This window comes from Actinomyces slackii, assembly GCF_900637295.1.
Classification (GTDB): domain Bacteria; phylum Actinomycetota; class Actinomycetes; order Actinomycetales; family Actinomycetaceae; genus Actinomyces; species Actinomyces slackii.
Genome location: NZ_LR134363.1, coordinates 1,807,044 through 1,821,086 on the forward strand (window position 1 = coordinate 1,807,044; position 14,043 = coordinate 1,821,086).

Annotated in this window: 10 protein-coding genes; 8 read left to right on the top strand and 2 right to left on the bottom strand. The window is 71.0% G+C overall.

Annotated features, from left to right (window positions below):
• Window positions 1-2: 2 nt before the first annotated feature.
• A complete protein-coding gene (gene gcvP, locus EL266_RS07520) occupies window positions 3-2,951 on the bottom strand; it encodes an aminomethyl-transferring glycine dehydrogenase (RefSeq protein WP_232011982.1) in 2,949 nt (982 codons plus the stop codon).
• A 133-nt stretch (window positions 2,952-3,084) separates the two neighbouring features.
• On the opposite strand from gcvP, the gene miaB reads away from it, so the two are divergent.
• Window positions 3,085-4,806 (top strand): tRNA (N6-isopentenyl adenosine(37)-C2)-methylthiotransferase MiaB, encoded by a 1,722-nt coding sequence (gene miaB, locus EL266_RS07525; protein WP_034514818.1) that lies wholly within the window; start codon window positions 3,085-3,087, stop codon window positions 4,804-4,806.
• A gap of 107 nt (window positions 4,807-4,913) precedes the next feature.
• Here miaB and EL266_RS07530 read toward each other — a convergent pair whose 3' ends face one another.
• Window positions 4,914-5,849, bottom strand: a complete 936-nt coding sequence (locus EL266_RS07530) for an FAD:protein FMN transferase (protein ID WP_026426774.1) — start codon at window positions 5,847-5,849, stop codon at window positions 4,914-4,916.
• A gap of 225 nt (window positions 5,850-6,074) precedes the next feature.
• Between EL266_RS07530 and EL266_RS07535 the strand changes: the two genes are divergently transcribed.
• The 7 genes from EL266_RS07535 to EL266_RS07565 all read left to right on the top strand — a co-directional run bounded on the left by EL266_RS07535 (window position 6,075) and on the right by EL266_RS07565 (window position 14,021).
• On the top strand, window positions 6,075-7,751 hold the full coding sequence (locus EL266_RS07535) for an FTR1 family iron permease (RefSeq protein WP_232011983.1): 1,677 nt from the start codon (window positions 6,075-6,077) through the stop codon (window positions 7,749-7,751).
• Between the two features lie 93 nt (window positions 7,752-7,844).
• Window positions 7,845-8,471, top strand: a complete 627-nt coding sequence (locus EL266_RS07540) for an iron transporter (RefSeq protein WP_026426776.1) — start codon at window positions 7,845-7,847, stop codon at window positions 8,469-8,471.
• Between the two features lie 139 nt (window positions 8,472-8,610).
• On the top strand, window positions 8,611-9,888 hold the full coding sequence (locus EL266_RS07545) for a DUF2318 domain-containing protein (protein ID WP_026426777.1): 1,278 nt from the start codon (window positions 8,611-8,613) through the stop codon (window positions 9,886-9,888).
• Window position 9,889: 1 nt separating this feature from the next.
• A complete protein-coding gene (locus EL266_RS07550; protein ID WP_026426778.1) occupies window positions 9,890-11,179 on the top strand; it encodes an ABC transporter permease in 1,290 nt (429 codons plus the stop codon).
• A gap of 25 nt (window positions 11,180-11,204) precedes the next feature.
• Entirely contained in the window at window positions 11,205-12,614 is a 1,410-nt protein-coding gene (locus EL266_RS07555) for an ABC transporter permease (protein WP_051281084.1), read from the top strand.
• A 1-nt stretch (window position 12,615) separates the two neighbouring features.
• On the top strand, window positions 12,616-13,440 hold the full coding sequence (locus EL266_RS07560; protein WP_084500652.1) for an ABC transporter ATP-binding protein: 825 nt from the start codon (window positions 12,616-12,618) through the stop codon (window positions 13,438-13,440).
• Window positions 13,437-14,021, top strand: coding sequence for an FMN-binding protein (locus EL266_RS07565; protein ID WP_026426780.1), 585 nt, complete (start codon window positions 13,437-13,439; stop codon window positions 14,019-14,021). The genes EL266_RS07560 and EL266_RS07565 overlap by 4 nt, the downstream gene beginning before the upstream one ends.
• Window positions 14,022-14,043 lie beyond the last annotated feature (22 nt).

Below are 14,043 nucleotides of genomic sequence, written 5' to 3' on the forward strand. Positions count from 1 at the left end.
GCTCAGATCGCCTCATCCTGGAAGGCGGTGGGCGGTGGGCAGGTGCAGGCGAGGTTGCGGTCCCCGAAGGCGTTGTCGATCCGGGCCACCGGTGCGAAGTACTTGTCCCGCTCCATGCCCTCCAGGGGGAAGGCGGCCCGACTGCGCGGGTAGGGACGATCCCAATCATCACCCGCCACCTGGGCCAGCGTGTGAGGGGCGCGCCGCACGACCGAGTCCTCAAGGGCGACCGCGCCTGCCGCGATCTCATCGATCTCGGCGCGGATCGTGCGCATCGCGGCGATGAACCTGTCGAGCTCAGCCTTGGGCTCGGACTCGGTGGGCTCGACCATGAGGGTCCCGGCCACCGGGAAGGCCAGGGTGGGGGCGTGGAAGCCGAAGTCGATGAGTCGCTTGGCCACGTCCTCGGCGCTCACCCCGGTGGCGGCCGTCAGCTCGCGCAGGTCCAGGATGCACTCATGGGCGACCCAGCCCCCAGGGCCCGAGTACAGGGTGGGGAAGGAGTCCGCCAGCTCGGCGGCGATGTAGTTGGCGTGCGCGATCGCGCTCAGGGAGGCGGTGCGCAGATCGGCGTCGTCCATGAGGGCCAGGTAGGACCAGGCCAGTGGCATGGCCCCGGCTGAGCCGAAGCGAGCCCCGGAGACCGGGGCCCCGGTGAAGCCGGTGTCCGGGTCGCCGTCCACAGGGGCCGCCGAGCCCGTGGGGGCGCCGGGAAGGAAGGGGGCCAGATGCGCCTTGACCGCCACCGGCCCCACCCCCGGGCCGCCGCCCCCGTGGGGGATGGCGAAGGTCTTGTGGAGGTTGAGGTGGGAGACGTCCCCGCCCAGGTCCCCGGGCCGCATGAGGCCGCACAGGGCGTTGAGATTCGCGCCGTCGATGTAGACCTGGCCGCCCGCGGCGTGCACCAGCTCGGCCACCTGGGTCACCTGCGGCTCGAAGACCCCATGGGTCGAGGGGTAGGTCAGCATGATCGCCGCCACCCTTCTCTCATTGGCGGCCAGGGCCCTGCGCAGGTCCTCGACGTCGATGGAGCCGTCCGCCGCCGAGGCCACGACCACCACGCGCATGCCCGCCCCCGCGGCCGAGGCGGCATTCGTCCCGTGCGCGGAGGCCGGCACCAGGCAGGTGTCCCGCTGGCCCTGGCCGATCGACTCCAGGTAGGAGGAGATGGCCAGCAGGCCCGCCAGCTCGCCCTGGGCGCCGGAGGCGGGCTGGAGGCTGATCCGGTCGTATCCGGCCAGGCGCGCCAGGCGGCTGGAGAGCTGGCCCAGGATGCGCCGCCACCCCCGGGTCTGGCGGGCAGGGGCGTAGGGGTGGATGCCCGCGAGCGCAGGATCGAGCCACGCCGCCGACTCCACGGCCGCATTGAGCTTCAGGGTGCATGACCCCAGGGGGATCATCGTGCGGTCCAGTGCCAGGTCCCGATCCGCCAGGCGACGCAGGTAGCGCACCAGTGAGGCCTCGCTGCGATGCTCGTGGAAGGTGGGATGGGTCAGGAAGTCCCCCTCGCGGGTCAGGGCCTGCGGCAGGGGGAGGACCCCGTCGGCCGGCGGGGCGGGCTGCGCATCGTCGAGCTCCTGGCCGGTGAGCAGGGCGATGACGCGACTGACATCGGCGGCCGTGGTCGTCTCGTTGGTCGAGACCCCGACGTGCTCGGCGTCGAGCAGGCGCAGGTTGTAGCCGCCGGCCTCGGCGCGAGCCACGGCCTGGGCGGCGTCGGCGAGGCGCACGGCCAGGGTGTCGAAGAAGTCCTCGTGCTCGATCTCCAGGCCGGCCTGCCGCACTCCGACAGCGATCTGCGCGGCCCGCTCATGGATGGCGGTGGCGATGTCGCGCAGGCCCTGGGGGCCGTGGTGGACGGCGTACATGGCGGCCACCACGGCCAGCAGCGCCTGGGCGGTGCAGATGTTCGAGGTGGCCTTCTGCCGGCGGATGTGCTGCTCGCGCGTCTGGAGGGCCAGGCGGTAGGCCTGGGCGCCCTCGGCGTCGCGCGAGACCCCCACGATCCGCCCGGGGATCTGGCGCTGGAGCGCCTGGGAGACGGCCATGAATCCCGGGTGGGGCCCGCCGAAGAACAGGGGGACCCCCAGGCGCTGGGCCGATCCGACGGCGATGTCGGCGCCGATCTGCCCGGGGCAGGCCAGGACGGTCAGGGCCAGGGGATCGGCGTCGATGGCCACCAGGCCGCCGCGGTCGTGAACGACGCGAACGGCGGCTGACAGGTCCTGGACCCGCCCCCGGGTGGTGGTGTGCGCCAGGACGGCCCCCAGCAGCGCCTCGGGGAGCGCGGCCGCATCGCTGATCTCCTCCGCCCCGATCTGGAGGGTCTCCAGGCCCAGGGCCTGGCAGCGGGATCGTGCCACCTCAAGGCACTGGGGGTGCAGTCCCGCATCGAGGATCACCGTGCCCCGGTTGGCTCGCGCGGCGCGGGCCATGAGGGTGGCGGCCTCGGCCACGGCGGTGGCCTCGTCCAGCAGGGAGGTGCAGGCCACCGGCAGGCCGGTCAGGTCGCAGATCACCGTCTGGAAGAGCAGCTGCGCCTCCAGGCGGCCCTGGGAGATCTCCGCCTGGTAGGGGGTGTAGGAGGTGGTCCAGGCCGGGTTGCCCAGGATGTCGCGGGCGATGACCGCTGGAGTCAGGCAGGGGTGGTAGCCCTGGCCGATCATCTCGACATGGGGGTCGTTGAGCGCCGCCAGGGCGCGCAGCGCCTCGATGGCGCCGGCCTCGTCCAGGCCGCCCGCGCTGGGGCTGGCCGGCTGGGCGTGCTCCCGCGGGGGCAGGACTGGCAGGCCCTCGGGGATCGCCGCCGCTGCCACATCCTCGAGGTCGGCGACGGCGAGCCGCTGAAGGATGGTGCCCAACTCGGGTCCCGTCGTGCCCAGGTGGCGGTGGGCGAAGGGGGCGTGGGCGGTGGCGCGTCGCTGGGCCATGAATACCTCCGGTGAGCTCATGAACGGTGCCACATCATAGGTCCTGTGCCGCGGCCCGGACCACTCCCGCACGGATCGGGAAGGCCCGACCCGTGCAGCGCCTCACGGCCAGCGGGCTGGGAGCCGGTCTCCCCGGCCCCTAGAATCGCCCCCGATGACAGGCCTTGAGACCACCGCCCCCGCCCTGGACGCCCGCTCGATCGCCCCCGAGGGCGCCGTCGGGCCGGTGCCGCGCACCTATCACGTGCGGACCCTGGGGTGCCAGATGAATGTCCACGACTCCGAGCACATGGCGGGCCTGCTGGAGCGGGCGGGCTATCTGCGGGTCGAGGATGTCCCGGCCGCGGCCGCCCGGGCGACCCCGGCCGGTGATGGCGGGGCGGATGTGGTCATCATCAACACCTGCTCGGTGCGGGAGAACGCCGCCACCCGCCTGTTCGGCAACCTGGGGCAGCTGGCCGCGGTCAAGCGCGAGCGCCCTGGCATGCAGATCGCCGTGGCCGGCTGCCTGGCCCAGCAGATGGGTGAGGGGATCGTCGAGCGGGCCCCCTGGGTCGACGTCGTCTTCGGCACCCACAACTTGGACGTCCTGCCCGCCCTGCTGGAGCGGGCCCGCCACAACGAGGCCGCCGCCGTCGAGCTGGAGGAGTCCCTCAAGGTCTTCCCCTCCACCCTGCCCACGCGGCGGGAGTCGGCCTATGCGGCCTGGGTCTCCATCGCCGTGGGCTGCAACAACACCTGCACCTTCTGCATCGTTCCCTCCCTGCGCGGCAAGCAGCGCGATCGGCGCCCCGGGGAGGTCCTGGCCGAGGTCGAGGCCGTCGCCGCCCAGGGCGCCATCGAGGTGACCCTGCTGGGTCAGAACGTCAACTCCTACGGCGTGGGCTTCGGGGATCGAGGGGCCTTCGCCGGGCTGCTGCGGGCGGCCGGTGCCGTGGAGGGGATCGAGCGGGTGCGCTTCACCAGCCCCCACCCGGCCGCCTTCACCGACGACGTCATCGAGGCCATGGCCTCCACGCCGGCGGTCATGCCCAGCCTGCACATGCCCCTGCAGTCGGGCTCCGACCGGATCCTGCGGGCCATGCGCCGCTCCTACCGCTCCGAGCGCTTCCTGGGGATCCTGGATCGCGTGCGCGCCGCCATGCCCGAGGCCGCCATCACCACGGATATCATCGTGGGCTTCCCCGGCGAGACCGAGGAGGACTTCGCCGCCACCCTCGAGGTCGTCGAGAAGGCGCGCTTCGCCTCGGCCTTCACCTTCGAGTACTCCCCGCGCCCCGGAACCCCGGCCGCCGACCTGGAGCCCGTGCCCGTCGAGGTGGTCAAGGACCGCTACCGGCGGCTCGATGAGCTCGTGCGGCGCATCACCCACGAGGAGAATGCGGCCCAGGAGGGGCGGATCGTGGAAGTGCTCGTCGCCGAGGGCGAGGGGCGCCGTGACAGTGCCACCGCCCGGGTCTCGGGGCGGGCCGCGGACAACCGGCTGGTTCATCTGGCCCTGCCCGCGGGGCTCGCCGCCGATGACTACGACGGCGGGGCTCCCCGGCCCGGTGACATGGTGACCGTGCGCGTCACGCATGGCGCGCCCCACAACCTCATCGCCGACTCGGCCCTGTGCGGGCGGGCCCTGAGCCCCGAGGAGCTGGCCGCCAATAATTCCCGCGCCGCGGGGGACCGGGTCTGGTACGACGAGGGTCCCGCCCTGTTCGAGGTGCGCCGCACCCGCGCGGGGGACGCCTGGGAGCGCCGCCGGGCCGAGGCCTGTGCCACCCCGGAGTCCGATGCCGCCCCCGTGTCCATCGGCATGCCCACCATCCGCATCGGTGCCCCCGACCGTGGCGGCATGAGCGCCCTGGGCCAGCCCCGGAGCATCTGAGGCCGGGGCGGGAGCAGCCCCATCCGACCCCCTGGTGGAGTTGCGCGTCCTGCTGGGCGATGACGCTATCGCGGGCTCGCCACCCGCAGTGCGCAGCGCCCGACTGGTCAGGAGGTGTAGAGCTCTCCCAGGCGGTGGAAGGTTCGGGAGGTGGAGGCCGAGCCGTCGGTGCGCAGGAGCGCGAAGTCGTAGGCGATCTCTGAGGCCAGGCGCTCGGGGGCGGTGGTGAACAGCGCGGTGGCCAGGCCGTCGGCCAGCGCGCAGGTGGGGGCCATCGCCCAGGCGGCGGCCACTGGCTGCACCGGCCGCCCGGTCACGGCGTCGAGGATGTGGTGGAGGCCCTCGCCCCAGGCGCGCCGGTCCACCCCGGAGCCGCAGACGGCGCCCCGACTGATCTCCACCGCGCCGACGACGAAGCCCGGCCTGCCGGGCTGCTCCAGCCCGATCCGCACGGGACGGGCGCAGTGCACCAGCAGGTCGCCCGAGCCGTCGATGAGGTAGTCCCCCGCACCGGCGGCCTCCAGGGTCTGACCGATGAGATCGGCCAGGAAGCCCTTGCCGACCGCGCCGATATCGATGAGCGCCGGCTCGCGCAGTGTGAGCGCGTCGCCCTCGTGCTCCACCGCCTGCGCCCATGTGGGCCTGCCGCGGACGGCCCCCAGCCTCTCGGGCGCGCCGTCGCGCACCGTGAAGCTGAGGAGCGGGTCGTATCCCAGCTCCACCAGGTCGTTGCCCACCAGCGGGTCCACGCGCCCCTCGGTCAGGCGGTGAAAGACGTCGTAGAGATCGAGCATGGCGGCGCTGCCCGCCGGCAGCCCCAGGCTGATCGGGCCGGGCCCCATCTCGCCCCGGGCCGCGCGGCTGACCAGGGAGGAGGGGCGGAAGCGCGACCAGGTCTGCTCGAAGGCCTCGACCAGGGCCGTGATCTCCTCGCGCAGCGCAGGAGCGAGGGGGGCGGCCGTGGACACCCGCCAGGTGGTGCCAGTGGCAGGGAAGGACCATGTGCTGGACGCGAGGGCGTCCTGCGGACGGAATGCTGCCATGCGAGCGGTTGAGGTGGTGCGGGCGGCCTGATCTCGCCGAGGGCTTTGACGTACAGGTTTCACGCAATCTAGTCTTTCGCATAAAGGTTAGCCTTACCTACAAAGCCAACGACTCGTCGTCGTGCAAAGGATGCCGCCATGCACTCAGTCTCATCGCCGGTCGATGCCCGGACAAGGGCTATGAGGGCTGTGAGGGTCGCGGTGCGCACCCGGTCGGAGCCAGCCATGCGGGCGACGGCGCCCGTATTGATCCTCCTGCTCGCCTCGCTCCTGCTGCCGGCACCCTGGGCCCGCGCCGCCGACGCCGACAGCGACTACGCCACCTGGGGCGAGGCGGCCGATGCCGTGGTCGCGGAGCTGGACGCGGCCCTGAGCTCCTACCGCAGCGGCGATACCGCCGGGGCGGCGGCCGGCTTCAGGCGCACCTACAGCTCCGGATACGTCGCCTCCAACCTCAGCGAGGTCATCGCCGCCCGAATCGGCCAGGAGACCAGGGACGATCACACGTCCCAGTTCTCCGCCCTGCGCAAGGACGCACGCACCAGCGGGAATGAGGAATCCCTGGCGCAGGGGGTCGAGACCCTCACCAGTGATCTGACCACCGCCGCCACCGAGCTCGACGCCATCGCCGACCTGCCCGGGCCGCGCGACTACGCCTCGCGGCAGGCCACCGCGATCGCCTCCCAGCGCGCCGAGCTCGACGCCTCCAAGACCCGCGTCAACGAGGGGCGCGGGGATCGCTCCTGGACCCAGGTGGCCGCGGAGATGAACGAGCTCATCAATCAGGGGGTGGACAAGGCCCAGGCCGGCGACGGCAAGGCCGGTGCCGCGCTGGTCAACCAGGCCTACTACGGCTACTACGAGAAGCTCGGATTCGAGAAGACCGTCATGGCGGCGATCTCGGGCAGCCGGGTCTCCGAGGTGGAGAACCAGTTCAAAGTGGTTCGCAAGGCCATGATCGCCGGTAAGACCGGCCAGGACCTCACCAGTGAGGCGGACCGCCTGACCTCCATGCTCACCCAGGACGCCGCGGCTCTCGACGGCGGTGCGGCTCAGGTCGGCCCGGTGCGCGCCTTCCTCTCCGGCTCCTTCGGCCAGGCCTTCCTCATCCTGCTGCGCGAGGGGCTGGAGGCCATCCTCGTGGTGGCGGCCACCATCGCCTACCTGGTCAAGGCCGGCATGAAGGACCGGGTCAAGCACATCTACCTGGGCGTGGCAGCGGGCCTGGCGGCCTCCGGCGTGGTCGCCGTGCTCTTCCGGGTGCTCTACAACTCGGCCTCCTCCCACCAGGAGGTCCTGGAGGGCATCGTCGCCCTGGCGGCCATGGTGATGCTCCTGTTCACCTCCAACTGGATGCTCTCGAAATCCTCGACCCAGGCGTGGAGCAGGTACATCAAGGATCGCGCCGCGGCGTCGATCTCCAACGGCGGGGTGTGGGCGCTGGCCTCACTGAGCTTCCTCGCGGTCTTCCGCGAGGGGGCGGAGACCATCCTGTTCTACGAGGCGCTGCTGGCCATCGACCCCGGAGGGAGCACGAGCATCTGGCAGGGCTTCGCCGCAGGAGCGGCAGTGCTGGTGGTGATCTTCCTGCTCATCCGCTACACCTCCGTGCGCATCCCGCTGCGGCCCTTCTTCCTCATCACCTCGATCATGCTGTCCCTCCTCGTGGTGGTCTTCGCCGGGGGCGGCTCTCACGCCCTGCTGGAGGGCGACGTCATCCCGGCCACCTACCTCCAGGGGTGGCCCACCTACGACTACCTGGGCGTCTACCCCTACGTCGAGACCCTCAGCGTCCAAGCCGTCATGGCCGTCATCGTCATCACCCTGGCGGTGATCTCCCTGATGAGGCAGCGCGCCGCCCGGGCGCAGGACGGCTCAGCGCCATCGACCGATGAGGGGTGATGGCCGGTCGTCTCGCCCCTGACCACGGCGCGGATCGCCGCGCCGGGCACACAGTTCCCAATCACCCACATCACTCAGCAAAGGAATCCTGCTATGCGATCACTGAAGATCACCAGCGCCCTGGGCGCCCTCGTCCTGGCCGGCGCACTCGGCCTGGCGGCCTGCTCCTCGGGCGATACCGGACAGGGCGCCTCCTCCGGGGCCACAGGAACGGCCGCCCAGGACTCAGGAGGCGACTCCGGTGCCGGCTTCGAGGAGTTCCCGGTCGGGGACGACCAGGAGGCCGAGGACCAGATCAACGTGGCCATGGTCTACTTCCAGCCCATCGACATGGAGCCGGCGGGATCGGGCCTGGCGGCCAAGGACGCCGATCTCCACCTGGAGGCCGACGTCAGCGCCCTGGAGAGCAACACCCTGGGCTACGGCGGCGGTGACTTCGTCCCCGGCCTGACGGTGGAGTACACCATCTCCGACAAGTCCACGGGCAAGGAGGTCACCAAGGGCACCTTCATGGAGATGAACGCCTCCGACGGCCCCCACTACGGCGGCAATGTGGCCCTGCCCGATGCCGGCCAGTACGAGCTCAAGGTCATCATCCACAGCCCGGAGGAGAACGGGTGGGTCCTGCACGTGGACGAGGAGACCGGTGTCAAGGGCCGCTTCTGGACCGAGCCGATCGAGCTGACCTGGGACTGGGACTACACCCCGGGGCAGTGGTGAGCAGCCGGTGAATCGCCCGTCGATGCATGGCCCGCGGGGCGGCATGCGTGGCCACCTGGGCCGCTGTCCCACCCCGCGGGCGGCTCGAGCAGGCGGCAGTCCTGCGCGAGCGAACCGGTGAGGAGAGGAGCTCATCATCATGCTGGAGCACTTCGTTTCCGTCGTCGGGGGCATGACCGTCCCCTTCCTGCTCCTGGCCGCGCTGACCGTGGTCCTGACCCCGGATCTCGTCAACGGCTGGCCCCGGGCCAGTAGGGCCCGGATGGCGGCCGCCGGCGCGGGCCTGGCCGCAGCCGTCGTCTTCGCCGTCCTGCGAGCCACCGCCGTCCTGCAGTCGCGCACCGCCGTCAACCTGCCCACCGCAACGCTTCTGGTCATCGGCGACCTCGTGCTCCTGGCCATCCTGGCGGTGCTGGTGGCGCGCACCCGCTGGGGCCACGAGGGGCGCTTCAGTCTCGCGGCCAACGCGGTGGCCTGCCTGGTGCTGGTCCTGTCATTCTTCCGCGCGGCACAGGAGGTCATCCTCCAACTGACGGCCTTCATCGAGCCGGGGCAGACCGTGGTCTCCTCCGAGATGCTCCTGCGCCTGCTCGGCTTCCTGGGCGGCTGGGGCGCGGTGTCACTGCTCGCCTTCATCAATGTCCGCGCCCTGCGGCGCATCCCCAGGCGAGCGGCCCACCTCACGGCCCTGGTGTTCGGGGTGGCCATGACGGCCATGGACGGCGCGGACCTGGTCCGCCACCTGCACGCCACCCATCGCCTCCAGCTCCACGGACCCGCCTTCCGCGCCCTGATCTGGGCCACCAACAACGCCCAGGGACTCATCCTCATCACCGTCGCTGCGGTCTTCCTCGTGCCGCTGATCGGCCTGCTCGCCACCACCCTCACGCCCCCTGTCGCCCAGCCCAATCCCGCCCGGGAGCGCTCCCAGCGCGCCGAGCGCCGTCGCTCGCGCCGCTGGGTCATGGCCGCCGCACTGGCGCTGGGAGGCCTGGCGCTGACCCGCACGATCGCCCTGGCCAAGGTCAACGAGGTCCCCACCCTCTCCGAGCCCGAGGACTACGCGCTGGACAAGGCCGCCGGGCAGGCGCGCCTGGCGCTATCAGCGCTGGCCGACGGACACCTGCACCGATACGCCTACGCGGCCCAGGACTCCACCGAGGTGCGCTTCATCGCCATCCTGAAGAACGGAGGGGCCTACGGGGTGGGCCTGGACGCCTGTGAGAACTGCGGTCCCTCGGGCTACTACGAGGACGAGGGCAAGGTCATCTGCCTGCGCTGCGATGTGGCCATCAACCCCGCCACCATCGGGTTCAAGGGGGGCTGCAACCCCATCCCCCTCGACTTCACCGTCGAGGGCGGGGACCTGATCATCGCCACATCCATCCTGGAGGAATCGGCGGAGGTGTTCTCCTGACATGTTCCTGCTGCGCCTGCTCCACCGCTCCTTCAGCCGCCAGCTGCGGCGCCGGGCGCTCATCGCCCTGACCGTCGCCCTGAGCGCCTCGATCTCCGTGGCCATGCTCGGCGTCGTGCTCGACGTCGGGGACAAGATCAACGCCGAGCTGACCACCTACGGCTCCAACATCGTCGTCCAGCCCCGGTCGGGCGCCGTGGTCGACAACCTCTACGAGACCAGCCAGGACACCGAGGCCGCCTCATTCCTCAACGAGGAGGAGGTCGCCGGGATCAAGACGATCTTCTGGGCCTACAACATCGTGGACCTGGCACCCACCCTCTCCGGCTCGGTGACCGTCTCCTCGGACTCGGGGACCACGAGCGAGATCCTGGCCACAGGCACCTGGTTCGACAAGGACCTGACCCTGTCCACCGGGGAGAGCACGACACTGGGGGTGACCACCCTGCGCTCCTGGTGGGAGGTCGACGGCGCCTGGCCCCGCGACGACGCCGATGAGGCGATCGTGGGCGCCGAGCTGGCCGAGCAGTTGGGCGTGGGCACCGGGCAGACCATCACCCTGGCCGGCGCCCAGGGGCAGCGCGAGCTGAGGATCTCGGGCGTCTACACCTCCGGCGACGACGATGACAGGACCCTGTACGCGCCCCTGGCGGTCATCCAGGAGCTCTCGGGCCGGCCGGGCAGCGTGGAGCAGGTCGAGGTCAAGGCCCTGACCACGCCGGAGAACGACCTGTCGCGCAAGGCGGCCTCCAACCCCGCCGCCCTGTCCAGCACGGAGTGGGAGACCTGGTACTGCACCGCCTACGCCTCCTCCATCTCCTACCAGATCGAGGAGGTCATGCCCGGGGCGGTGGCCAAGCAGGTGCGCCAGGTCGCCGCGGTGGAGGGCAATGTGCTGTCCAAGACCCAGGCGCTCATGATCCTCATGACCGCCCTGAGCCTGGTGGCGGCAGCCCTGGCGGTGGCCTCCCTGACCACGGCCTCCCTGGTGGAGCGCACCAGCGAGTTCGCCCTGCTCAAGGCCGTGGGCGCCTCCTCGGCCTCCGTCAACCGCCTCATCCTGGCCGAGACCGCTGTCATCGGCGTCATAGGGACAGTGGTGGGAGCGGCCATCGGCTCGGGACTGGCCCAGGTGATCGGCGCGGTCGTCTTCGAATCGACCATCACCATGCGCCCCATGGTCTACGTGCTGGTCACCATCCTCATCGCGCTCGTCCTCCTGGTGGCCACGGCCTCCTCGATGCGCTCGATCCTGCGGATCCAGCCGGCGACCGCCCTGCACCGCAGATGAGCCGATGGCCAGGAGGATGATGACAATGACCAGACCACCACTGCCAGCAGGGCAGCGCGCCGGGCGCAGGCGCCCCATGACCAATCGCCGCATGTTCCTCACCATGCTGGCCTCCGCCGTCCTGCGACGGCGCTCGCGGGTGCTCACCGCCATGCTCTCCTCGGCGGTGGGAGCCGTCACGCTGTTCTGCCTGGCCGCGGTATGCCTGGCCATCCCGGCTCAGATGAGCGCCCAGATGCGCCAGTTCGGCGCGAACCTCATCGTGGTGCCCGTCTCGCAGGACGGCTCCTCCAATCGGATCCCCGACGCCGAGGCTCACGCCGTTATCCAGGCGGTCTCCCGGGCCAGCGGCACCGGTGAGGTGGAGAGCGCCGCCTACCGCTACGAGACGGTGCGCATCAACCGTTCCCCCTATCTCCTGGCCGGCATCGACGTTGACCAGGTCCGCGAGCTCAACGGGCACTGGTCGCTCGAGGGCCGCTGGCCCCAGCAGGGCGAGGTCATCATCGGCAAGGACGTGGCGCAGGCCGCGGGGCTGGAGATCGGGTCGACCGTGACCGCCGAGTACCTCTCCAGCGACAACCTCGCCCTGGACAACTCCCACCTCCAGACCGCCACGCCCGGGGCGAGCCAGAGCCCCTCCGCCGGCGACGAGCCGAGCGGCTCCGCCGAGAGCAGCGACCATGCCGGCCACAGCGGGCACAGCGGCCACAGCGGGCATGGCGGCCACTCGGATTCCGAGGCCGGCTCCTCCCAGGGCGGGCAGGCGCAGGAGCCCGAGGAGGAGGCCCAGGGCGAGGCCTCATGGAGAGTGGCCGGCATTGTCGACACCGGGGGAGAGGAGGACGACATCGTCTACGCCCCGGCGGTCGCCGTCGAGGAGCTCACCGGCAGCGCTGATGCGGGCTACGACGTCATCGAGATGTCCATCGACACCTCGCTGACCCCGATGGACTCGGTGGTCTCGGCGGTCGACGATGCCGGGCAGGGGCTCCGCGCTGAGCCGGTCTCCAAGATCACCTCCGGCGATACCCGCATCATCACGATGCTCAACACCCTGTTCTGGGTGGTTTCCGCTGTTGTGCTGGCCCTGACCCTGGTGGGCGTCTCCACGACGATGACCGTGGTCGTCTCCGAGCGGCGCCAGGAGATCGGTCTGCGCAAGGCCCTGGGCGCCTCCGGCAGGTCCATCGCACTGGAGTTCCACTCGGAGGCCGCCGTCCTGGGAGCGGTGGGCGGACTCATCGGGGCCGGGCTGGGACACGTCCTGGCGGTGGCCGTCTGCCTGGGGGTCTTCGAGACCTCCATCTCCTTCAACTGGCCCCTGGCGCTGGCCACCGTGCTCCTCTCCGCGCTGGTGGCCGTGGCAGCCTCCTACTCGCCGGTGCGCCGCGCCTCGCGCATCGATCCCGCGCTCGTCCTGAAGGAGGAATGACATGCTGCTCGAGCTGTCCCACGTGTCCAAGATCTACGGCGAGCTGCACGCGGTGGATGATCTCAGCCTGGAGGTCCCCCGCGGGCAGTGGCTGTCCATCGTGGGCTCCTCGGGATCGGGGAAGACCACGCTGATGAACATCATCGGCTGCATGGACACCGCCTCGAAGGGCTCGGTCACGCTCGACGGGCGCGAGCTCAGCGCCCTCAACGCCGCCCAGCTCACCGAGATCCGCAAGAACGTCATCGGACTGGTCTTCCAGCAGTTCCATCTCATCGCTCATCTGACCGCCGTGGAGAACGTCATGGTGGCCCAGTACTACCACTCCATGACCGATGAGAAGGAGGCCATGGAGGCCTTGGACACGGTGGGCCTGGCCGATCGCGCCCACCACCTGCCCTCCCAGCTCTCGGGCGGGGAGCAGCAGCGCGTGTGCATCGCCCGGGCCCTGATCAACCACCCCGACATCGTCCTGGCCGATGAGCCCACCGGGAACCTGGATGAGACCAATGAGCAGCTCGTCCTGGACATCTTCCGCCGCCTGCACGAGCAGGGGACCACGCTCATCGTGGTCACCCACGACGCCTACGTCGCCTCCTGCGCCCAGCGCCAGATCCTGCTCAACCACGGCAGACTGGTGGGGGAGAGGATGAATGACGGCTCGGTGGCGCGGCGAGACTCCGACATGCTGGACTTCTCCGGGCACGACTCGGAGCCCGATGGGCCCGGCCCCGAGCCCGACCCGGACGGCGCTTCCCAGGAATCCCCGGACCAGCCGGTCCAGGAGGCGGACCCGGGGAGCAGGACGAGTCAGGAGGATCGATGAGCAGTCACCAGCACCACCCCCATGACAGCCGCCAGCGGCGCTCCCTGGTCAGGGTCGTCACCGTCGCGGGTGCCGCACTGGCGGCAGCGGGTATGAGCGGCTGCGGGAGCCAGGAGGTCACCCCCGGTCAGGACGAGTACGCCGGGCGCCCCCAGGAGGGCTCAGCCTCCTCCACCGGCAGCGCGCAGCCCACCCGGGAGCCGAGCTCGGCGACCTCGCCCACCGCTGGGCCCTACGCCGATGGACGCTACAGCGCCTCGGAGGCCTACGGCCCCATCGACGACCTGGTGGAGGAGGACTCCATCGACGTCACCCTCACCCTCTCCGAGGGTCGGATCACCGATGTCGACGTCGTCGGGCACGCACTGACCGACACCTCCAAGGAGCATGTGCAGCGCTTCGTGGACAAGATCGATGAGGAGGTCGTGGGCCGCAGCGTGGAGGACGCGCATGTCGAGGCGCTGGCCGGGGCCTCCAAGACCTCCAGGGCCTTCAACGACGCGGTCGACGCCATCGCCGAGCAGGCCCGCAAGGCCGCTGCGACGCCGGGCGCGACGACCTCCCAGGCCTCAACCCCTTGAGTACTCCTGAGGGACCCCCGCC